Source organism: Sphingopyxis sp. MWB1, from assembly GCF_000763945.1.
In the GTDB taxonomy this organism is placed as follows: Bacteria; Pseudomonadota; Alphaproteobacteria; order Sphingomonadales; family Sphingomonadaceae; genus Sphingopyxis.
Genome location: NZ_JQFJ01000002.1, coordinates 564,325 through 583,868, shown reverse-complemented (window position 1 = coordinate 583,868; position 19,544 = coordinate 564,325). Strand labels below are relative to the sequence as shown.

The 19,544-nt window shown below is 62.4% G+C and carries 21 protein-coding genes; 8 read left to right on the top strand and 13 right to left on the bottom strand.

Translation table 11 applies throughout. The annotated features are described in order from the left end of the window. Positions 1–384 precede the first annotated feature (384 nt). Positions 385–618 (bottom strand): hypothetical protein, encoded by a 234-nt coding sequence (locus JV18_RS15565; RefSeq protein ID WP_144243854.1) that lies wholly within the window; start codon positions 616–618, stop codon positions 385–387. A gap of 70 nt (positions 619–688) precedes the next feature. Between JV18_RS15565 and JV18_RS0103650 the strand changes: the two genes are divergently transcribed. The 4 genes from JV18_RS0103650 to JV18_RS0103635 all read left to right on the top strand — a co-directional run bounded on the left by JV18_RS0103650 (position 689) and on the right by JV18_RS0103635 (position 5,079). Further along, positions 689–2,098: a hypothetical protein gene (locus tag JV18_RS0103650; RefSeq protein WP_033073451.1), complete on the top strand. Its 1,410-nt coding sequence runs from the start codon at positions 689–691 to the stop codon at positions 2,096–2,098. Positions 2,099–2,276: 178 nt separating this feature from the next. Beyond that, positions 2,277–2,870 (top strand): EF-hand domain-containing protein, encoded by a 594-nt coding sequence (locus tag JV18_RS0103645; RefSeq protein WP_052071708.1) that lies wholly within the window; start codon positions 2,277–2,279, stop codon positions 2,868–2,870. Between the two features lie 137 nt (positions 2,871–3,007). After that, positions 3,008–3,742, top strand: a complete 735-nt coding sequence (locus JV18_RS0103640; protein ID WP_033073449.1) for a response regulator — start codon at positions 3,008–3,010, stop codon at positions 3,740–3,742. Continuing rightward, complete coding sequence (locus JV18_RS0103635) at positions 3,739–5,079, top strand: ATP-binding protein (RefSeq protein WP_033073448.1); 1,341 nt, start codon at positions 3,739–3,741, stop codon at positions 5,077–5,079. Before JV18_RS0103640 ends, JV18_RS0103635 begins: the two co-directional genes overlap by 4 nt. A gap of 33 nt (positions 5,080–5,112) precedes the next feature. On the opposite strand, the gene JV18_RS0103630 is transcribed toward JV18_RS0103635, so the two are convergent. Together JV18_RS0103630 and JV18_RS0103625 are read right to left on the bottom strand one after the other, a co-directional pair. Then, a complete protein-coding gene (locus JV18_RS0103630) occupies positions 5,113–5,913 on the bottom strand; it encodes an acyl-CoA thioesterase (RefSeq protein WP_052071707.1) in 801 nt (266 codons plus the stop codon). Positions 5,914–5,919: 6 nt separating this feature from the next. After that, positions 5,920–7,092 (bottom strand): saccharopine dehydrogenase family protein, encoded by a 1,173-nt coding sequence (locus JV18_RS0103625; RefSeq protein WP_033073447.1) that lies wholly within the window; start codon positions 7,090–7,092, stop codon positions 5,920–5,922. A gap of 90 nt (positions 7,093–7,182) precedes the next feature. Between JV18_RS0103625 and JV18_RS14570 the strand changes: the two genes are divergently transcribed. After that, the gene (locus JV18_RS14570) at positions 7,183–7,638 is read left to right on the top strand and encodes an SRPBCC domain-containing protein (RefSeq protein WP_052071706.1); all 456 of its coding nucleotides are present in this window, start codon (positions 7,183–7,185) and stop codon (positions 7,636–7,638) included. Positions 7,639–7,656: 18 nt separating this feature from the next. Here the strand turns inward: JV18_RS14570 and dcd are convergent, their stop codons facing one another. The 4 genes from dcd to JV18_RS0103600 are packed head-to-tail and all read right to left on the bottom strand — an operon-like array spanning position 7,657 to position 9,976. Beyond that, positions 7,657–8,211, bottom strand: coding sequence for a dCTP deaminase (gene dcd / locus JV18_RS0103615; RefSeq protein WP_033073446.1), 555 nt, complete (start codon positions 8,209–8,211; stop codon positions 7,657–7,659). Positions 8,212–8,250: 39 nt separating this feature from the next. Continuing rightward, on the bottom strand, positions 8,251–8,733 hold the full coding sequence (locus tag JV18_RS0103610) for a cytidine deaminase (protein WP_081944666.1): 483 nt from the start codon (positions 8,731–8,733) through the stop codon (positions 8,251–8,253). Beyond that, the gene (locus JV18_RS0103605) at positions 8,730–9,479 is read right to left on the bottom strand and encodes a GH25 family lysozyme (RefSeq protein WP_081944665.1); all 750 of its coding nucleotides are present in this window, start codon (positions 9,477–9,479) and stop codon (positions 8,730–8,732) included. The genes JV18_RS0103610 and JV18_RS0103605 overlap by 4 nt, the downstream gene beginning before the upstream one ends. Further along, positions 9,479–9,976 (bottom strand): UPF0262 family protein, encoded by a 498-nt coding sequence (locus JV18_RS0103600; RefSeq protein WP_033074905.1) that lies wholly within the window; start codon positions 9,974–9,976, stop codon positions 9,479–9,481. Before JV18_RS0103600 ends, JV18_RS0103605 begins: the two co-directional genes overlap by 1 nt. A 152-nt stretch (positions 9,977–10,128) precedes the next feature. Here JV18_RS0103600 and JV18_RS0103595 point away from each other — a divergent pair, with 152 nt between their 5' ends. Next, a complete protein-coding gene (locus tag JV18_RS0103595) occupies positions 10,129–11,640 on the top strand; it encodes a replicative DNA helicase (RefSeq protein WP_033074904.1) in 1,512 nt (503 codons plus the stop codon). 108 nt (positions 11,641–11,748) lie between these two features. Here the strand turns inward: JV18_RS0103595 and JV18_RS0103590 are convergent, their stop codons facing one another. From JV18_RS0103590 to astD, 6 genes are all read right to left on the bottom strand, one after another. Next, a complete protein-coding gene (locus JV18_RS0103590) occupies positions 11,749–12,552 on the bottom strand; it encodes a phosphoadenylyl-sulfate reductase (protein WP_052071705.1) in 804 nt (267 codons plus the stop codon). Beyond that, a complete protein-coding gene (locus JV18_RS0103585; RefSeq protein WP_033073445.1) occupies positions 12,545–12,958 on the bottom strand; it encodes a DUF934 domain-containing protein in 414 nt (137 codons plus the stop codon). The genes JV18_RS0103590 and JV18_RS0103585 overlap by 8 nt, the downstream gene beginning before the upstream one ends. Next, on the bottom strand, positions 12,951–14,582 hold the full coding sequence (locus JV18_RS0103580; RefSeq protein ID WP_033073444.1) for a nitrite/sulfite reductase: 1,632 nt from the start codon (positions 14,580–14,582) through the stop codon (positions 12,951–12,953). The genes JV18_RS0103585 and JV18_RS0103580 overlap by 8 nt, the downstream gene beginning before the upstream one ends. Position 14,583: 1 nt before the next feature. Beyond that, a complete protein-coding gene (locus JV18_RS0103575; protein WP_033073443.1) occupies positions 14,584–14,880 on the bottom strand; it encodes a DUF2849 domain-containing protein in 297 nt (98 codons plus the stop codon). Then, on the bottom strand, positions 14,877–15,686 hold the full coding sequence (gene cobA, locus JV18_RS0103570; RefSeq protein ID WP_052071704.1) for a uroporphyrinogen-III C-methyltransferase: 810 nt from the start codon (positions 15,684–15,686) through the stop codon (positions 14,877–14,879). Before cobA ends, JV18_RS0103575 begins: the two co-directional genes overlap by 4 nt. Before the next feature lie 92 nt (positions 15,687–15,778). Beyond that, complete coding sequence (gene astD / locus JV18_RS0103565; protein WP_033074901.1) at positions 15,779–17,230, bottom strand: succinylglutamate-semialdehyde dehydrogenase; 1,452 nt, start codon at positions 17,228–17,230, stop codon at positions 15,779–15,781. A gap of 190 nt (positions 17,231–17,420) precedes the next feature. Between astD and JV18_RS0103560 the strand changes: the two genes are divergently transcribed. After that, a complete protein-coding gene (locus JV18_RS0103560) occupies positions 17,421–18,308 on the top strand; it encodes an alpha/beta fold hydrolase (RefSeq protein WP_144243937.1) in 888 nt (295 codons plus the stop codon). After that, positions 18,305–19,471, top strand: coding sequence for a glycosyltransferase (locus JV18_RS0103555; protein ID WP_033073442.1), 1,167 nt, complete (start codon positions 18,305–18,307; stop codon positions 19,469–19,471). The genes JV18_RS0103560 and JV18_RS0103555 overlap by 4 nt, the downstream gene beginning before the upstream one ends. Positions 19,472–19,544: the final 73 nt, after the last annotated feature.

Here is a 19,544-nt window from a genome sequence, read left to right as displayed (position 1 = left end):
GCTAAAGCAATAATCTTGCTGAGTGAGGACATGCCCAAGCGAATGACTGCGTCACAGTTGGTCTTCTTCGTTGCGGCAGCGTCAGCGGATTTGAAGGGGCATCAACCCACATACAGCCAGATAAGAAATGAGATAGGTGAGACCTTGGACCGTTCACTTCACTCAACCTATCGAGTTTTGCTGGAGAAGTGCAAAGCCTATCCTAATGGACTGGGCCTCCTTCGTAGGGAGGTAAATCCTAGCGACAATCGCGTGTTTTTCCTTCGGCTGACGCCGAAAGGCCGCAAGTTGATTGAACGAGTTGCAATGCATTTGGAAGATCTTTCGGAGAGGGATAATCCCAACCGATAGGCCGTGACAAAAACTCGTTGGCACGATCGCGCCTCAATTCACTTCTGTTAGCGTACCTTTCGTGCCAAATCGGGCCATCTGAATTGCCATTAGATCGTGCCAGTTTGGCACGATCCAAAAATCAGCGAAAAATGGCAGATTGCCAGCAAAGTGGCGGCTCCGGGTGCGCCATTTCCGAACAAAAGAGAGAACTGCGGGCGTGGTCATGCTGACGCCCCGGTCGGACTTCGGGCCAATACGGCTTTTGACATATTCCTCATTGTTCACTCGAACCTCGCTTGGCAGCAGCCGGACGTAGTGCTTACACTTCTGGTTTCTTGGCAATCGAAGGCCACGCATGACAACGAAGAATGAGCTTTCCCGCCGTATCGTTGCCGACATGCTCAACGAGCAGCGGCAACCGACCCCGTTCGCTGAGCGGTGCGACGATACGCTACCGCTGAGTTTTCCGCCGCAGCTTCCGGTCGGGAATGGCCGCTTTATACCGGTCACGAAGGCAGCTCTTCAGGACATCTGGGCATATGGGACCATCCTTCGGAGCAACGATCCTGCGCTGGCTCTGTCGCACACCGATGAGCAAATTAGTCATATTGTCGGACGCGCCTTTGGCGGCGCTTTTGCGACGGTCGATATCGATCGACCAGATGAGGAGGTCCATGACCGGACCATGGAGGCGGTCCAGGAGTATCTGGAAAAGGAATTGGCGCCGGGAAAGCATGAAGAGGAATTTGTCTTCGGTTGCTGGGCGCTCACCGGTCCCGGGACCGATGATTTGACTATTGGCCCGGTGCGTATCGAGGCGCGCGAGAATTGGCTCGCACGGGAGACCGAACTCGGGCGCATCTCTCAAATTTCCGCAAAGCGTATCCGCAAGAAGTGGAATGGCGGTTCGTTGTCCCGCCGCGTCACGTCTCTCGACTATGAGAAGGAACGAATGGTTATCGATACCGTCGAAGACTGTTCGACCGTCTGCTCAATTGTAACGAAGGGCCTCTCGCAAAAGGTCGCCAAGCACAAGGCTCCGCTGGCGGCCCGCCTCGCGCTTACTGCGCTGGCCTTGTCATGGGAAACCCCCTCCAGAGCGCTGGACCGGATGGGCCTTCTGGTTGATGGCCCGATCTACAAGAAGCGTGCAATAAGTTTCGCGCCAACACATGTGTCCGGCCTCTTTACACAAGTGTCGCATATCGGTGGTCAGTTCGTGACTGACGAGTGGCTTTTGCGGTGGCCATCGCTCGATTGGCTCATCGGACCGATCGGAGATGCACTTAGCGCTTACGTCCAGCCCAATAAAACCTCCTCACGTCCGTGCATCAATAATGCGCTCTTCATGAGCTTGTGGTGGTTTCATGAGGCTTGCCGTGAGGAAGCCCCGCTGTTTGCCATAGTCAAATACGCAGCCTCTCTGGACGCATTGGCGGGCGGCGGCGGAATGCGCGGCATACAGGAACTCGTGAGTGCACGGCTCTCGATTGCTCCCAGTGATCCGTTGACGATGGGCGGACGCACCATGCGGGAGGTTGTGAAGGAAATCTATAGCGACGCACGAAGTCGCGCCATTCATGGCTCAACTGACTGTCACGGCCACGATTGGCAGGGAACCCGAAGCATGGCAGAGGGACTGGCTCGCTTTTGTCTCAGGCTATCCTGCGAATGGATTTGGGAAAATCAGGGTTCGGACGATCTCGCCGCGCTGCGCCGTTCGGATGTTCTTAGAAGTGCGTCAAACATCCCCTGCAATGGATAGAGCGTATTGGACGTACGGCGCCAGAAAGCTTGCGCGCCCATGAACGTGCGCTTCTTTTCGCGACATTTTGCGACAATTTTGCGTTCAGGCGGCACGTCCTTGGGACAAAGGCTTCCTAAAAGCGCCTCATCGGAAGCAGCGGCGTTTTGCCCGGCTTCGCGAAGAAGGAGTTTATGACGTGAAAAGCAAGATGATGCTTCTAACGCTTGGCGCCGCGCTGATGGCTGCGCCCGCATTTGCCGCCCCCGGGGACAAGCGCCCCAGCGCCGATGCCGATGGCAATGGCGTGATCACCCGCGCCGAAGCCGATGCTGCGGCCACCCAGCGTTTCCAGCGCCTGGATGTGAACGGTGACGGAAAGCTTGACGCCACCGATCGCGAAGCGCGCCGCGCGGAAATGCAGAAAAAGCGTTTCGAACGGCTCGACGCCAACAAGGATGGCCAGGTCAGCCAGGCGGAGTGGGATCAGCATGCCGCTGCCCGCGATGCGAAGCGCGCCGGGTCCGACAAGGCGGGCGCTGGCGAGCGCAAGGGCAAGCGCGGTCATTTCGGAAAGCGCGGCGGTCACCGCATGGCCGCGGCCATGATGATGAAGGCCGACACCAATGGCGACAAGGCGATCAGCCTTGCCGAATTCCGGGCCGCCGCCATGGCGCGCTTTGACCAGATGGATGCGAACAAGGACGGTCAGGTCACGGCGGAAGAGCGCGAGGCAGCACGCAGCGCGATGCGCGGAAAGCATCGTGCAGGGCGCATGGCCCCCTCCAACTGATTGGCACCGGCGGCGTCTGAGGTCGTTCTCTCCCCTCCCTGGCATTGCCTTTGTCGCCGCCGCCTGCCAGCAATCGCCCACCGGCTTTACGCCGGTGGGCGAACTTGTCTGGCGAATATGCCTTTTAAGGATGATGGATGATCGAGCGCGATGCCCCCCGCATATTGCTGATCGACGATGAACCGTCGATCCGCGAACCCCTGTCCGAATATCTGGAAGGGCAGGGGTTTTCGGTAATGGCCGCAGCGAGCGCCGCGGAAGCGCGCGCCGTGCTGCAGGCCAAGGGGATCGACCTGGTCGTCAGCGATATCATGATGCCGGGTGAGGACGGCTTGTCGCTGACCCGCCATCTTCGCGAAACAAGCGAGATTCCCGTCATCCTCCTTACCGCACGCGCGGAAGACACCGAACGGATCATCGGACTGGAAATCGGCGCCGATGATTATGTCGTCAAACCCTTCAATCCACGCGAACTGGTTGCCCGCATTCGGACGGTCCTGCGCCGCACCCAGGGCAATGGACGCGCGCTCGATCCCGGCGGGACCAGCTATGCCTTTGCGGGCTGGGTGCTGCGCGAGGTGGAGCGGATATTGGTGGATGGAGAGGGACGGGAAGTCGCCCTGTCCTCGGGCGAATATCATCTGCTGCATGCGCTGGTGCGCCATCCGCGCCAGGTGATGAGCCGCGACCGCCTGCTCGATCTCGTGCGCGGGCGCGAGGCCGATATTTTCGACCGCGCCATCGACAATCTCGTCAGCCGGCTTCGCAAGAAGATCGAGGTCGACCCCGCCCATCCCCAGATCGTCAAGACCGTATGGGGCGGCGGCTATACACTCGCATGCGAGGTAAAGCGGATCGGAGCGAGCGCATGAGGCTCCGCCTTTGGCCTCGCAGCCTTGTCTGGCAACTGGTCGTCGCTGTCGCCTTGATGCTTTTCCTGGCGCAGGCGATCAACTTCGCCTTGCTGGTGCGCGGCCAGAAACAACAGCTTCTTGCCCATGGCGGGGGCATGGCGGTCGCCCGCATCATTGATGCCATCGACCGCGACCGACGCGGCTTATTTGATGCCCAGGGACGCGATGTGCGGCCCCAGCAGCACCGGTCCCAGCGCGTCCGGGCATTGGATCATTCCCCTCCACCGCCGGTCGGGGGAAAGCGCCTGCCCGAACTTTCCGCTTATGTCGCCAATCTGCTGAACGAAGCCGATGTCCCGGTTCAGCATGTCGACGCCTGGGCCGTCCCTCGCCGCATGCCCGTGGGAGAGGGTAAAATCGCCACCCAGTCGGTCCTCGTCGTCGCGCAGGTCGGCAGCCGGCATTATCTGGTAAAGGGGCGCATTCCCGCCGGGGGGGACCGGCTTCAGGGCTTTCTGGTCTGGCAGACGCTATCGCTCTACCTTCTTCTTTTGGTGCCCGTCATCCTTATCGCGTGGCGCGCTGCTGCCTCGCTGCGCGCTTTGACCCGCGCCGCCCGCGCCGACCCGATCGGCCGCGATGCGCCTCCGCTGGAGGAGCAGGGTCCTTCGGACGTGCGCGAGCTTATCCGTGCCTTCAACAGCTATCGTGCCCGCATCGCGACCATGCTTGCGGACAAGGACCGGATGCTGGGCGCGGTCGGCCATGATCTTCGCACCCCGCTGGCAAGCTTGCGCGTGCGGGTGGAACAGGTGGAAGAGGCGCCGCTGCGGGAAAAGATGATCGCCAGCATCGAGGAAATGACCGCGATGCTGACCGATATATTGGCGCTGGCTCGATCAGGCTCGGGCACCGAAGCGCAGGAGCAGGTCGCCCTCGCATCCTTTGTCGAGCGGCTCGCCGCCGATTACCAGGAGCAGGGCAAGGCCGTGCTGGCGACCGATGTGGCGGATGTGACAGTCGCGGCGCGGCCAATGCTGCTTCGCCGCGCCATGCGAAACCTGATCGACAACGCCATTGCCTATGGCCACCGCGCGCGCCTCCAGGTGCAAATGGCAGAGGGGCGGGTGCGGCTTGTCGTTTCCGACGATGGCCCCGGCCTGTCAGAGGAGCAGATCGACACGTTGATCGAACCCTTTGCGCGCGGTGAACAATCGCGCAATCGCGCGACCGGCGGGGCGGGGCTTGGATTATCCATCGCCCGCGAAATCGCCGCGGGGGAGGGCGGAGCGCTCATCCTTGCCAACCGCGCGGGCGGCGGACTTGACGCGATCATTGCGCTGCCCCGCCCCTGAGTCCTGCCCCCAAGGGCGAGGAGGGCGGTGAGTTCAGGCGTAGATGGCGATGCCCTGGCTGCCGCTCATCACCGGCTCGCCCGCGCGGTTCCAGATCATCATGTCCTGAACCGAAAAACCCGCCCGCGCATAGCTGGTCTTGGCCGAGAGCAGCCACCAGCCATCCTCGGTCTGCGGGGCGCCCGTGAGCATATTCACCGTCCAGTTCATCGAGCTGATCGGGCCAAACTCACGGAACAGCGCCATCGCCGCGGGCGGCAACGCATCGCCCATGGCGAGCAGCGCGATCATCGGGTGACAGGCGGGCTCTTGGGCAAAGCGCACCCAGGTCAGATATTCGCCGACGTCGCTTTTCCAGTCGAACCGCGGGCCGCTGGTCGGCCGCATATCGAAATGACGGGTGAAGGGCGGGCGCACCCGGTGGTCGGGCACGGGCTCCAGACTGTCGGGGTCGGGCGCGTCGGGCATGGCCAGCCGGTCATGGTCGACATGGCTTTTGCGGTCGGGCGAAAAGGCAAAGACCGCCGCCGTGCCGAACCCTTGTTCGCTGGAAACGCCCGCGTCGATGAACAGGCTCGACTTTGATCGGCGCAGCTCGCGCGTCGCGATCCGGCAATCGCCGCCCACCGGGCCGACAAAGCTGATCTGGGCATAGCGCAGCGGAGTCTCGGTCGGATGAAGCTTCATCGTCGCGGCCAGCGCGACGGCGGAACTGATCCCGCCATAGGCGGTGCGCCCCTGCATCCAGCCTTCGTCAATATGCGCGCGCGCGCCATCGCCGTCGACCTCAACGCTGGCGAGCAGAAGGTCGAGCGCGCTCATCCTGTTGTCCATGCCCGCTTATTCCTCGATCTGGAAAGTCAGGCCGGCGTGCGCGGTCAGCCGCTCGATCAGGGCGTCGCCCAGCAGCGCGCCCGGCGTCCAGATGCCGCCCGCGCCCTCATTGCCCAGCAACGCCATGCCGGTCTCCGCCAGCATCTTTGACGTCGAGCCATAGCCGGGATCGCGGTCGCCTTGAACGCTTGCGCGGATCGTCGTCCCATCGGGATATTCGCCGATGAACAATATGTCGTAAAATCCCGCCTCGCGCTCTTCCTTGCTGGGCCCCTCGCCGGGCTTCAGCCTGGATTCGCCAAAGGGATTCGCCTTCGCCATCGCTTCGGCCATGGCTTTTCCGGCCTCGCCGATCGTCGTCATCACCATCTCGTCATAGACAAGGTCCGCGCCCCATTTGTGCCCCAGCAACATATTGGTGCGATGGACATTTTTGGTGTTGATCGGCGCCATGATGAAGGGGGCCGTCCAGGTTCCGGTCGCGCTGTCATATTCGGGCACCAGCCCCGTTGGCTGCGCGGGGCCTTCAAATCCGGGCGTCAGCGCAAAGGAGGATCTAAGCAACAAGGCAAGCGAGGGATTTTTCGCCACCGCCTTCAATGTTTCGGTCAGGCTGGCGACGGTGCCGCCCGAAGCGCCGCCCTGCATCTTGCGAACCCGGCCCTTGACGCGCGGCGCGGGCTTGCCGTGCCGTTTCACCGCTTCGGCCTGCAAAAAGAGGACACCCAAATCAAAGGGGGTCGAATCAAAACCGCAGCTAAAGGTGATGCGCGCGCCCGACGCCTTGGCGGCCTGTTCATGCGCGTCGATCATCTCGCGCATCCAGCCGGGCTCGCCGCACAGATCGGCATAAGCGGTTCCGGCGCGCACGCAGGCCGCCACCAGATCGGCCCCGTACAGCTGATAGGGACCAACGGTGGTCAGCACGACCTTGCTGCGCTCCGCCATCGCATCAAGGCTCGCCGGGTCGCTCGCATCGGCGATTACGAGCGGCGTGTCTTTCGGCGCACCGATCAGGTCGCGCACCTCGGCAAGCTTCGCCTCGCTCCGCCCCGCCATCGCCCATTTGGGCGCATCGGCCCGGCCCGCATAATGATGGGCCAGATATTCGGCGACGAGCCGACCCGTAAACCCGGTCGCGCCATAGACGATGATGTCATATTCGCGTGCTTCGGCCATCAGCCCCTCCCTTTACGTAAACGTTAAGTGATTGCTAGCGCAGATGATGCCGGGTGCCAAGGGGCGATGGCGGGGAACAGCGAGCGATGAATGCCTGATTATAAAACCCTCGTTCTGGAACGCGACATTGCCTGCTCGCCCGAAAATCTCTTCCGCGTGATGACCGAACGCGAACTGCGCCAGAAATGGAGCACGCCCGGTGACGATGCGGTCGTCATCATTGACGAATATGATTGCCGCCCCGGCGGGCATGAAAAGACGCGGTGCGGCCCGAAAGAAGCGCCCGAATTTCATACCAGCGGGAATTTCCATGTGGTGACGCCGGAGTTTCTGTCGTTCACCGAAACGCTGACGGTCGGGCAGGATTTGATTTCCATATCGCTTTGTAGCCACGAAATTTCCCCCAGCGCAAAGGGCAGTGCGCTGCGCGTCACCCTGCAGATCACCAGCCTCGCCGGACCAGAGTTGTTCGGGGATTACAGCAACGGTTGGTCGGCGGCGCTCGATAATCTTGCCGCGCTGGCCGTTACCACTTCGCTCAACTGAGCGAGGGAAGCGGGGCGCCTACAGCTTCGGCAGTGTGACGCCCTGCTGCCCCATATATTTGCCCGCGCGGTCGGCATAGCTTGTCTCGCAGGGCTGCTCGCCTTTCAGGAAAAGGAACTGGCACGCGCCCTCATTGGCGTAAATTTTCGCGGGTAGGGGGGTGGTGTTGGAAAATTCCAGCGTCACATGCCCCTCCCAGCCCGGCTCCAGCGGGGTGACATTCACGATGATGCCGCAGCGCGCATAGGTGGATTTGCCAAGGCAAATAACCAGCACGTCGCGCGGAATGCGAAAATATTCGACCGTGCGGGCCAGCGCAAAACTGTTCGGCGGGATGATGCACACATCGGTTTCGCGGTCGACAAAGCTGTTCGCCGCGAAATTCTTGGGGTCGACGACGGCGCTGTCGACATTGGTGAAAATCTTGAACTCGGGCGCGACCCGCGCATCATAGCCATAGGAAGACAGGCCATAGCTGATACAGCCGTCGCGTCGCTGTGCCTCCACGAACGGTTCGATCATGCCCTGCGTTTGGGCGGCTTCGCGAATCCAGATATCGGAAAGAATGGCCATATATTTCCCTTGTCGATGCGCGCCGCCCAGCGCAAGCGGTCAGTCGGTTATCAGGCCCAGATCCTTCGGGCCAAAGGCGGCGGGCAGCAGCTCGCTCAGCCGGTAGGAGGCAATCGAACGGCCATCGCCCGACGAACAATGAACGATAATATCGGTCCGCGACCGTTCGGCGGCTTCGTTCAATATCTGGCGGCAGCGTCCGCACGGATGCACCGGATCGCTGCCGATCAGCGCGTCCCCGTCGGGACGGCCGCCGACAATGGCGACCGCGACCAGCTCGCCGATCCATCCTTCATTGGCGATTTTGGCGATGGCGCTGGTTTCGGCGCAAAGCGTCAGGCCATAGCTGGCATTTTCGACATTGGCGCCGGTGACGATATCGCCATTTTTGAGGAGCAGCGCCGCGCCGACATGAAATCCCGAATAGGGGGCATAGGCGCGCGTCGCCGCCTCGCGCGCCGCCGCGATCAGCGGCTCGCGTTCCTCTCCGGCCTGCTCGCTGCCGTTCCTGACTTCGCTCACTCTCTCACTCCTTGCGGCGCGTGCAGCACATTCCAGCCGACAGTGCCGTCGGCGCCTGCCAGCCGGATATAGTCATTGGCCTGCCACATTGCCCAATCATGCGCGCCATAATCGGGTTCGAAGAAATCGCGGCGCAGCCAGATGGTCCGGGCAATCCCGCTCGTCACCCGATATTCGGCTTCAAAGGCGGGGCCGGGGGCGATCAGGCTGCGCTTGCCGAGATGCGCCTCGATCTGCGCGAGAAAGGTCGCGAGTTCCGACAAGAGCAGCGCCCGCGTCGGCCGGTCGGGACAATCATCGTCAAAATCGAGCCAGACCGCGGCAGGCAGAGCATCGGTACGGCGCGGCACATGCCGGATGAAGTTGGCCGCCTGATCGGTCGCCAATTCGCAAAGGCTATATCGGTGAACGGCGCCCACCTGCACCCCAGCCTCACGGGCAGCTGCCAGATTACGGGCAAAAGCCGGGTCGAGCCCATCCTTGCCCGATGTCGCCATAACATAAGCGAAGTCAGCGCCAGCGGCCTTGATCGAGCCCCAGCGCACCTCGCCATTTCGGGCATCGATGGTAACGCCCTGGGTGGGATAGATGGCGCGATCGGGGGTCCAACGCGCCGCCCACCAAAGCGCGAGGCCCATCCCCAGCAAAAGCAGGACCAGGGCAGCCCCCACCCGGTGCAGCAAGCGCAACAGGCTCGCGCGCCAATCGCGCGGCGCGCCGCTTGTCATCCCCCGTTTCGCCATCATCAGCCCTTGATATGCAGCACGCAGATCAATGTGAAGAGCCGCCGCGCAGTATCGAAATCGACCTCGATCTTGCCGTCGAGCCGTTCCACCAGCATCTCTGCCGCTTCATTGTGAAGCGCGCGCCGCGCCATGTCGACCGTTTCAATCTGCTGCGCGGTCGCGGTCTTGATCGCCTGATAATAGCTGTCGCAAATGGCGAAATAATCGCGAATGGGTCGCCGGAAGCGGCCCAGTCCCAATATGATCGATTCGAGCGGCGAGCCGTCCTCGCGCCCGATATCGAACACCAGCCGCCCGTCCTCGACCCGCAACGTCAGGCGATAGGGCCCCGCATAACCGTCGGGCTGGACGCGTTGCGGGGCAAAATAATTTTGCTCGATCAGGTCAAAAATCGCGACCCGCCGCTCCTGCTCCACATCGGGGCTGCGCCAGACGATCGAGCCTTCGTCCAGCTCTACGGCGATAATCCGTTGAAGGGTGCGATCTGCGTCGGCCATGATGCGGCTGCTTGTAAAGGCGCGCGCCACAGGCGCAAGGGGCGTCAGGTTTCTTTCCCGAACGCAAATATTTCCCCAAATCATCCACAGGATATATCGCCGGAATGGCTTCCACCGTTGCAACCCAGGGCGCCTCGTCGCATGAAGGGGCTATGCCGGAAGTAGCCCTGTTTTCGCCCCCCGCCAATGCCGGGGATGAGCGCCAGTTACCGCGTAATATCGAGGCGGAGGCGGCCTTTCTGGGCGCGATTCTCATCGACAATCGAGTCGTGGAGGATCTGCCGGTACAATTGACGCCCGCGCATTTCTTCGAACCGCTCCATGGCCGCATTTTCGCGCAGACCATGGCGCTGATCGAGCGCAACAGCATCGCAACGCCGGTGACGCTGAAACCCTATTTCGAAGCCGATGAGGCGATGAAGGCGGTGGGCGGTGTCGGCTATCTGGCGCAATTGACAGGCAGCGGCGCGGGTTTGATCGGCGCACGCGATTTTGCGCGACAAATCTATGATCTCGCGCTGCTGCGCGAATTGGTTGGGGTGGGGCGCGGCCTGGTCGAAGGCGCGCTCGACACCAGCGAAAGCGTTGATCCGCAAGCACAAATCGAAGAAGCCGAGACTGCCCTCTACCGCGTCGCCGGGGGCGAAGCTGAAATGGGATCGGTAAAAAGCTTCAACGCCGCCAGCCTCACCGCCTTGCAGGCCGCAGAACGCGCCCTCAATTCGGGCGGGCATTTGTCGGGGATCACCACGGGTATTTCGAGCGTGAACGCCAAGATTGGCGGCATGCACAATTCGGACTTAATGATCCTCGCGGGGCGTCCCGGCATGGGCAAGACCTCGCTCGCCACCAACATTGCCTTTAATGCCGCCGAACGCTGGCGCCGCGACGAGGAAGATGGAATCCCGCCCGAAAAGAATATGGGCGCCAAGGTCGCGTTCTTCAGCCTCGAAATGTCCGCCGACCAGCTTGCGACCCGCGTGCTGGCCGAACAATCGGGAGTGTCGGGCGAAGCGCTGCGAATGGGCAAGATCAGCAAGGAGCAATTTCAGCAACTCTCGCGCGCCGCGCAGCAACTGCAGACACTTCCGCTGTTCATCGACGATACCCCGGGCCTGACGATTGCCAGCTTGCGCACCCGCGCGCGCCGCCTGCAGCGGCGGCATGGGATTGGCTTTATTATCGTTGACTATCTTCAACTTCTGCAAGGGTCCTCGCGGAGCGGCGATAACCGCGTGCAGGAAATTTCCGAAATTTCACGTGGACTTAAGACACTTGCCAAGGAATTGAACGTCCCTGTCATGGCGCTGTCCCAGCTTAGCCGTCAGGTTGAGAGCCGCGAGGATAAACGCCCACAATTGTCTGATCTTCGCGAATCCGGCTCGATCGAGCAGGACGCCGACATGGTCCTCTTTGTGTTCCGCGAGGATTATTATGTCGCGGCGCGCGAACCCAAGCGCCCGGTCGAAGGTGATGATGTCAAAATTCATGCGGCGCATGAAGAATGGGCCGCCGAAATGGAGCGCGTCTTTGGCCTGGCCGAACTGATCGTCGCCAAATCGCGTCATGGCTCGACCGGCAAGGTGCGTCTGCACTTTGACGCCAAAACCACCAAGTTCCAGGACCTCGCCGATGACAGCCAAGCCTATGAGGATTATGAGTGAGGGTTACGACTATATAAGGTCGTCATTGCGAGGAGCGAAGCGACGCGGCAATCCGGAGTTGGTACGACCTGAGGTGGATTGCTTCGCTTCGCTCGCAATGACGATGGGTCAAAACGCCGGATCGTTCGCCGGATCATCATCCAGCGGCGTCACCGCTTCATGGATACCGCATTCGGTCTTGTCCCAGCCGCGCCAGCGGCCCGAGCGCGGGTCTTCGCCCGGCTTGACCTTTGACGTGCACGGCGAGCAACCGATCGAGGGATAGCCTTCGGCTTCGAGCGGGTGGCGGGGCAGGTCGTGCTCGGCGAAATAATCGTCGAGCATCGCGCGCGTCCAGTTGGCAAGCGGGTTGAACTTCAGCCGCCCGGTCGACCCGTCGAGTTCGAAGCGCGGCAGGCCCTGCCGCGTCGATGACTGGAACCCCTTGCGCCCGGTGATCGACGTGTCGAAATCGGCGAGCGCCTTTTCGAGCGGCTTGACCTTGCGGATTTCGCAGCAGCCGTCGGGGTCGTACGACCAGCGCAGTTCGGTCGCGTCCTTCTTGGCGAGCTCCTCGGCGTCGGGGGCCAGGTTGACGAGGTTGAGACCAAGCCGCGCGGCCAGTTCGTCACGATAGGCAAGGGTTTCGGGGAAATGCTTGCCCGTGTCGAGGAACAGCACCGGCATGCCGGGCGCAACGCGCGTGACGAGGTGCAGCAGCACTGCGCTTTCGGCGCCGAAGCTCGACACGATTGCAGTATCGCCGATCAGCCCGGCGCCGATGACGCTCGCGACGACCTCGGCGGCGTCCTGACCGCGAAACAGGTTGTTGAGCCGGATGACGTCTGCGTTGGTGAAACGCGGCGCGACGTCGATGCGGTCGCGCGTCCGGTCTTCGCCCTTGCGTTGGGGAGAGGCAGTCACGTCACCCATGCCTCAATTTCCATATCGGCACCGCTGCGTCGGCTGCGGCCTGGTAATGATGGGGCCAGCGCGCCAGCGCCGCCTCGACATCGGCCGGGTTGAGCGGCTTTTCGGCAGCGAAACTGTCAAACCCGCAGCGCTTCATATAGGCGATCTGGTCCACAAGGACGTCGCCCTGCGCGCGCAATTCGCCCGTGTATCCGGCCTCGCGCAGGATACGCGCCGACGAATAGCCGCGTCCGTCCCGAAAGGCGGGGAAGGCGATCTCGATCAGCTTGAGCCGGTCGAGATAGGGGATGAGCGCGCGTGCATCCTCGTCGCTTTCGAGCCGCACCGCGGTCGCGTTCGACTGCGACAGGAATGCGTCGAGCGTGACGCAGGGTTCTTCGCCGTCGCTGTGATGATGCTCAACCATAGATCGCCTCCTTGAACGGCGCCATGCCGACGCGGCGGAAGGTGTCGACGAAGCGTTCGCCCTCGGTGCGTTCGGCGAGATATTTGTCGGTGACGCGCTCGATCGCATCGACGATTCCGTCCTCGTCGAAGCCGGGACCGGTGATCGCGCCGAGCGACACATCTTCTGCACCCGAACCACCGAGCAGCAGCTGGTAATTTTCGGTACCCTTGCGGTCGACGCCCAGGATGCCGATGTGGCCCGCGTGATGGTGGCCGCAGGCATTGATGCAGCCCGAAATCTTGAGCTTGAGCTCGCCCAATTCCTTCTGGCGGTCCAGGTCGGCAAAGCGCGTCGCGATCTTCTGCGCGACCGGAATCGAACGGGCATTGGCGAGGCTGCAATAATCGAGCCCGGGGCAGGCAATGATGTCGCTGATCAGGTCGAGGTTCGGCGTCGCCAGCCCCGCTTCGTCCAGCTTTTGCCAGATGGCATAGAGGTCAGCCTTGCGGACGTGCGGCAGCACGATGTTCTGCGCGTGGGTCACCCGCAATTCGTCGTGGCTATAGCGTTCGGCAAGATCGGCCATCAGCTCGATCTGCGCCGAGCTTGCGTCGCCGGGGATACCCCCGACGGGCTTCAGGCTGATGTTGACGATCGCGTGACCCGGCACCTTGTGCGCGGCGACATTCTGGTCGAGCCAGACGGCGAAATCGGGATCGCTCCGGTCGACGTCCTCCGGCGCCGAAGCATCGAGCGGCGGCGGCGCAAATTGCGCGGCGATGCGGTCGAATTCGGCGCGCGGCGGGTCGATGCCCAGCGTTTTCACATGCGCCCATTCTTCCTCGACCTGGCGCGCATATTCTTCCGCGCCCAGCTCGTGGATCAGAATCTTGATCCGCGCCTTGTAGATGTTGTCGCGCCGGCCATAGCGGTTGTACACGCGCAGGCAGGCCTCGGTATAGCTGAGCAGGTCCTCGAGCGGCACGAAATCCTTGATCAGCGGCGCGATCATCGGCGTACGCCCCATGCCGCCGCCGACATAAAAGGCCGCGCCGTGGACGCCGTTCTTCTCGACAATCTGGATGCCGATGTCGTGCAGGCGCATCGCGGCGCGATCTTCGTCGGCAGCGATGACCGCGATCTTGAACTTGCGCGGCAAATAGCTGAATTCGGGGTGAAAGCTTGACCATTGGCGCAGCAGCTCGGCCCAGGGGCGCGGATCGGTAATCTCGTCGGCAGCGGCGCCCGCCCACTGGTCCGAACTGATGTTGCGGATGCAATTGCCGCTCGTCTGGATCGCATGCATTTCGACCGACGCGAGGTCGGCGAGGATCGCGGGCGCATCCTCCAGCTTGATCCAGTTATACTGGATATTCTGGCGCGTGGTGAAATGGCCATAATCGCGGTCATATTTGCGCGCGATATGCGCGAGCATCCGCATCTGCCGGCTGTCGAGCGTGCCATAAGGCACCGCGACACGCAGCATATAGGCGTGCAGCTGGAGATAGAGGCCATTCATCAGCCGCAGCGGCTTGAACTGATCCTCGGTAATCTCGCCCGCCAAACGGCGCCGAACCTGGTCACTGAATTCCGCAACGCGCGCTTCGACCATCGCATGGTCATATTGGTCATATTTATACATGTCAGATCACCCAGTCGCCGGCCGTGGGATCGGCGGGTTTCAATGTCAGGTCGGGGCGCACCGTGGGGCCGAGCGCGCGGATACGATCCTTGATATGCGCGGGGCGCGGGCCGTCGGGGGTCATTTCGCCCGCGATGATATAGGGCGCGTTGACGCGGCGTGCGCCTTCCTCGGCGTGCAAGATCGCCTCGCCCTGTTCGCCGACATCGGCGGCGTCCTCGATATGGATCGACCAGTCGCTGCCCGTCCACCAGGTGACAGCGCCCGTTTTCAGGTCGTTGCCCGTCAATAGCTTCATGAAAAACCCCTTATCTGTTCGGCGACGCCGGGCGCGCCGAGGCAATCGAGCGCGTCGGCGCGCGCAGCGACCTTGCCGACGATGATCAGCGCCGGGCTCGCCACCCGTTCGCGCACAACCAGGTCGCCAAGATCGGTAAGCAAGGTGCGGAGCACGCGGGCGTCCGCCGTTGTTCCGCGCTCGATCACCGCAACGGGCAGGTCGGGCGACACACCATCGGCAATCAGCTTGTCGGCAATTGCCGATGCGGTCGCGAGGCCCATATAGATGACGAGCGTGCGGCCATGTCCCGCAAGGCCCGACCAGTCCTGGTCGGTCAAATCCTTGCACTGGCCTGCAACAAAGCTCACCGCGCTCGCATCCTCGCGGTGGGTGAGGGGAAGGCCCGCCTGCGCCGCGCAGCCCGCCGCCGCCGTAATGCCGGGGACAACCTCGCACGCGACCCCCGCTTCGCGCGCGGCGTCAAGTTCCTCACCGCCGCGCCCGAAAATGAACGGATCGCCGCCTTTCAGTCGCACGACCTGCTTGCCGGCGCGCGCCTCGCGCACGAGCAGTTCGTTGATCAGTTCCTGCTTCATCGTGTGGCGGCTGCGTTGTTTGGCGACACTGATCCGTTCGACATCTGGCGGGATCAGCGCAAGCACGCCGTCACCGACCAGCCCGTCGTGCACGACCAGATCGGCGCTTTCCAGCAGCCGCGCCGCCCGCAGCGTCAGCAGGTCGGGGTCGCCCGGCCCGGCGCCGACGAGCCACAATTTGCCCTCAGTAGATGTCGGGTCAGCAGCAGGATATGCGTGTTCTTTCATGGCCGCCAAGATGAGCGTAGCGGAGAAAAATCGCAAAACAGGCTTTTTTGGCCGCGGTGAAGGTAAAATTTCCTGCGCGCTACGCTAGCGCGTTACAGAAAGCCTTTGCGCACCAGCTTGGGCGCATCGGCGGGGTCGTCGCGCAGCCCTACACCGATCGACGCGCGGATGGCGTCGCTTTCGGAACTCGCCACAGGATAGGCGCAATAATCGGCGGCATAAAAAGCGCTGGGGCGATGGTTGCCCGACAGGCCCACCCCGCCAAAGGGGGCGGAGGAAGAAGCGCCGTTGGTCGGCTTGTTCCAGTTGATCACGCCCGCGCGCACATTGGCCCAGAATTGGTCATAAAGCTGCGGTGACCCGCCGATCAGCGACGCCGACAGGCCAAAGGCGGTGTTGTTCGCTTCGGCAATGGCGGCTTCGAAGCTGTTGACCCGCACAACCTGGAGCAGCGGACCAAACAGCTCGATATCGGGCCTTTCGGGCATGGCGGTGACGTCGATGATGCCGGGGGTCAGGAACGGCCGGTCGGGGTCAGGCCGCGTCATGTGTCGAATGACCTGCCCGCCGTTCGACATCAGGATGAGGAAGCTTTCGGTCAGCCCGTCGGCAGCCTCATTGTCGATCACCGGCCCCATATAGGGCGCAGGGTCGGCATGGGGATGATCGACAATCAGCCGATTGGCAAGCGCGCGCACTTCCTGCAGCAGCGGCTCGGCCAGATCCTGCTTGACGATCAGTCGCCGCGCATTACTGCACCTTTGCCCGGCGCTCAGAAAGGCGGACTGGACGACCAATGTCGCGGCAGTGCGAATGTCGGGCGTATCCCATACGACGACGGGATTGTTGCCGCCCATTTCCAGCGCGACGATCTTGCCCGGATTATTGGCAAATTGCCGGTTGATCGCAATACCGGCGCGGACCGATCCGGTAAAAAGGAGCCCGTCGATCCCGGCATGGCCGGCGAGCGCCTTGCCCGCCTCGGGACCGCCGACCACCAGTCGCAACGCGTCGGCGGGCACCCCGGCCTCGTGGAACAGCTCGACGAGCCTTGCGCCGGTCGCCGGGGTCTTTTCCGATGGTTTGAACACCACCGTATTGCCCGCGATCAGCGCGGGAACGATATGCCCGTTCGGCAGATGTGCCGGGAAATTATAGGGGCCGAGTACGGCGAGCACGCCATGCGGCTTGTGCCGCACGGCGGTGCGCAGTCCCATGGCACCTTCGCTGCGTCGGTTAGGGGTGCGTTCGGCATAGGCCTTGACCGAAATGTCGACCTTGTTCGCGACCGATTCCACCTCGGTGCGCGCTTCCCACAGGGGCTTGCCGGTTTCGCGGGCGATCAGGTCGGCGAGCGCTTCGCCCTCGGCCTTGACCCGGTCGGCAAAACGCCGCAGCGATTCGGTCCGATAGGTGACGGCTTTTGAAGCCCAATCGGGCCAAGCGGCGCGCGCGGCGGCGACCTCGGCGTCAATGTCGCTTACCGGGCCGCGCCACAACTCCTCGCCGGTTGCAGGCTCAAAGGAAAGCAGATTGTCGCTCATGGTCAAACGCCTCATATCGGCGAAAAAGCTTGGCGGCAACTGCCTGTAAGGGAGCGGCCGATGGATTGTCGCTCGCAGCTTGCGCCGGGACTCGCCCTTTGCGATAGACGGTGTCGGTTTCGCGAAAGGTCGTGTCACCGCCAAGCCGCCATTGTTCAGCCAATCAGACAGCCGGGGATACCCTATTTCGATCCAGGAAGAAACGGGCAGATGGTCGGACCATTATTGGTGGTCGGCGGACGGCGTGCGCCTTCATGCCCGGATCTATGACGGACCGAAAAGCCGCCGCGGGGCGCCGCCCATTCTCTGTATGCCGGGCCTTGCCCGAAATGCGCGCGACTTTGAGGATGTCGCGCCGTTTCTTGCGAAAAGGCGCCGAGTCATCGTTGCCAATTTTCGCGGCCGCGGCGACAGCGCCTATGCAAAGGATCCGATGACCTATGTGCCACTAACCTATGTGCAGGATATGGTGGCTTTGCTCGACGATCTGAAAATCAATCGCTTTGCGACGCTTGGTACTTCCCTAGGCGGTCTCGTCTCCATGCTGATGGCTGCGAGCATCTCGGGGCGTCTCGTCGGGGCTGCGCTGAATGATGTTGGGCCCGAATTGCTGCCGGCCGGCCTGGAACGTATTCGCGACTATATCGGTGCAGGCGGCAGCCAGCCCACGTGGATGCACGCCGCACGCGCTTATGGCGAGCTTAATGCCGCGGTTTATCCCGGCTATGGCATCCGCGACTGGCTGCGCCTGACAAAGCGCACCCACCGGTTGACGCCCGAGGGGCGGATCGTCGCAGATTATGACAAGCAGATCGCAGCGCCGCTGCGACTGCCCAGCGGCGGGGATGACGGAGTCAATTTGTGGCCGGCCTACCGGGCTTTCGGCGAGGTGCCCGTCCTGCTGCTGCGGGGGCAATTGTCCGACATTCTGGCGCACGAGGCGGCGGAAAAAATGGTTGCCCAGCTTTTGCATGCGCGGCTTGTCGAGGTGTCGGGTGTCGGACACGCCCCCACGCTTGATGAACCAGAAGCACGGGCAGCGCTCGACCTGTGGGTGAAGGAACTGCCAGCGACATGAACGACGCGGGCCACAGGGAGCGTGGGGGTCCGGTGCGTATCCTCCACCTGCATTCCAGCTTCTCTCTCGGCGGGAAAGAAGCGCGCGCTGTTCGCCTGATGAATCTGATGCAAGACCGAGCGCAGCACACAATCCTTTCCGCCGTTCCCGATGCGCTGGGCGCGCGCGATGCCATTGATCCTGGCGTCGATGTCCTGTTCCCGACCGACGCCCCCCCGCTTGCCGGACGCCCGTCGCTCAACCGCTATCGCGCCCTTGCCGATTACAGTTTTCGCTTCGACCTGATCCTCAGTTATAATTGGGGCGCAATGGACGGGGTGATGGCGCACCGACTGTTCGCAAAGGGCCGTTGGTATGATGCGCCACCATTCCTCATTCACCATGAAGACGGCTTCAACGAAGATGAAAGCCATCGGCGCAACTGGAAGCGCAATCTTTTCCGGCGCTTCGCGTTACGCGACGCGGCCGCGCTGGCGGTGCCGTCGCAAAAACTGGCCGATATCGCCAAGGCTGAATGGAAGGTGAGGGGCGACCGTCTTCACCTGATCCGCAACGGCATCGATGTCGCCGCCTATGCGACACCGCCCTCGCGGGATATTCCGGGATTTAAGCGCCGCGCGGGCGAGGTGGTGATCGGGACCGTTGCCGGATTGCGCAAGGTAAAGGACCTCCCGCGACTGGTTCAGGCTGTTGCGCAACTGCCTTCCCATATTCGCCTGGTCATCGTGGGGGAGGGGCCGGAACGCCCGGCCATTGCGGACGAAGCGGCGGCGCTGGGCATGGCGGATCGGCTGGTGATGCCGGGTTTTATGGCTGAGCCTTGGCGCTGGATCGGCCATTTCGATATGCTGGCACTTTCATCGCGCAGTGAACAGGCGCCGATTGCGGTCATCGAAGCTATGGCGGCGGGTCTTCCGGTGGTCAGTCCCGAAGTGGGCGATGTTGCGACGATTGTCAGCCCTCGCAACCGGCCCTTTATCGCGGCCAATGAAGCGGAATTTCGCGCGGCTTTGCGGCACATGGTGGAGGATGGAGCCGTGCGAAACAGCGTTGGGGCGGAAAACCGCCGGGTGGCGGCCCAATGTTTCGACGAATCCGGGATGGTCGCCGCTTATGAAAAGCTCTATGGAGCGGCTTTGGGAGGATATCGGCTCTTTTCCTAGGAGAAGGATGCGTCGATTGACAAAGTGATGCCGCTTCCGTTTACGGAAAAGGGCAACCGGGGGCCGATGACCG

What these genes read in the sequence shown, in the direction of transcription:
- JV18_RS0103640 (WP_033073449.1), top strand. Translation starts at nt 3,008, where the DNA reads ATGATCGAGCGCGATGCCCCCCGCATATTGCTGATCGACGATGAACCG.
- JV18_RS0103555 (WP_033073442.1), top strand. Translation starts at nt 18,305, where the DNA reads ATGAACGACGCGGGCCACAGGGAGCGTGGGGGTCCGGTGCGTATCCTC.
- JV18_RS0103595 (WP_033074904.1), top strand. Translation starts at nt 10,129, where the DNA reads ATGCCGGAAGTAGCCCTGTTTTCGCCCCCCGCCAATGCCGGGGATGAG.
- cobA (WP_052071704.1), bottom strand. Translation starts at nt 15,686, where the DNA reads ATGAAAGAACACGCATATCCTGCTGCTGACCCGACATCTACTGAGGGC.
- JV18_RS0103635 (WP_033073448.1), top strand. Translation starts at nt 3,739, where the DNA reads ATGAGGCTCCGCCTTTGGCCTCGCAGCCTTGTCTGGCAACTGGTCGTC.
- JV18_RS0103605 (WP_081944665.1), bottom strand. Translation starts at nt 9,479, where the DNA reads ATGATGGCGAAACGGGGGATGACAAGCGGCGCGCCGCGCGATTGGCGC.
- JV18_RS0103630 (WP_052071707.1), bottom strand. Translation starts at nt 5,913, where the DNA reads ATGGACAACAGGATGAGCGCGCTCGACCTTCTGCTCGCCAGCGTTGAG.
- JV18_RS14570 (WP_052071706.1), top strand. Translation starts at nt 7,183, where the DNA reads ATGCCTGATTATAAAACCCTCGTTCTGGAACGCGACATTGCCTGCTCG.
- JV18_RS0103650 (WP_033073451.1), top strand. Translation starts at nt 689, where the DNA reads ATGACAACGAAGAATGAGCTTTCCCGCCGTATCGTTGCCGACATGCTC.
- JV18_RS0103575 (WP_033073443.1), bottom strand. Translation starts at nt 14,880, where the DNA reads ATGAAGCTATTGACGGGCAACGACCTGAAAACGGGCGCTGTCACCTGG.
- JV18_RS0103590 (WP_052071705.1), bottom strand. Translation starts at nt 12,552, where the DNA reads ATGGGTGACGTGACTGCCTCTCCCCAACGCAAGGGCGAAGACCGGACG.
- dcd (WP_033073446.1), bottom strand. Translation starts at nt 8,211, where the DNA reads ATGGCCATTCTTTCCGATATCTGGATTCGCGAAGCCGCCCAAACGCAG.
- JV18_RS0103585 (WP_033073445.1), bottom strand. Translation starts at nt 12,958, where the DNA reads ATGGTTGAGCATCATCACAGCGACGGCGAAGAACCCTGCGTCACGCTC.
- JV18_RS0103625 (WP_033073447.1), bottom strand. Translation starts at nt 7,092, where the DNA reads ATGGCCGAAGCACGCGAATATGACATCATCGTCTATGGCGCGACCGGG.
- JV18_RS0103580 (WP_033073444.1), bottom strand. Translation starts at nt 14,582, where the DNA reads ATGTATAAATATGACCAATATGACCATGCGATGGTCGAAGCGCGCGTT.
- JV18_RS0103600 (WP_033074905.1), bottom strand. Translation starts at nt 9,976, where the DNA reads ATGGCCGACGCAGATCGCACCCTTCAACGGATTATCGCCGTAGAGCTG.
- astD (WP_033074901.1), bottom strand. Translation starts at nt 17,230, where the DNA reads ATGAGCGACAATCTGCTTTCCTTTGAGCCTGCAACCGGCGAGGAGTTG.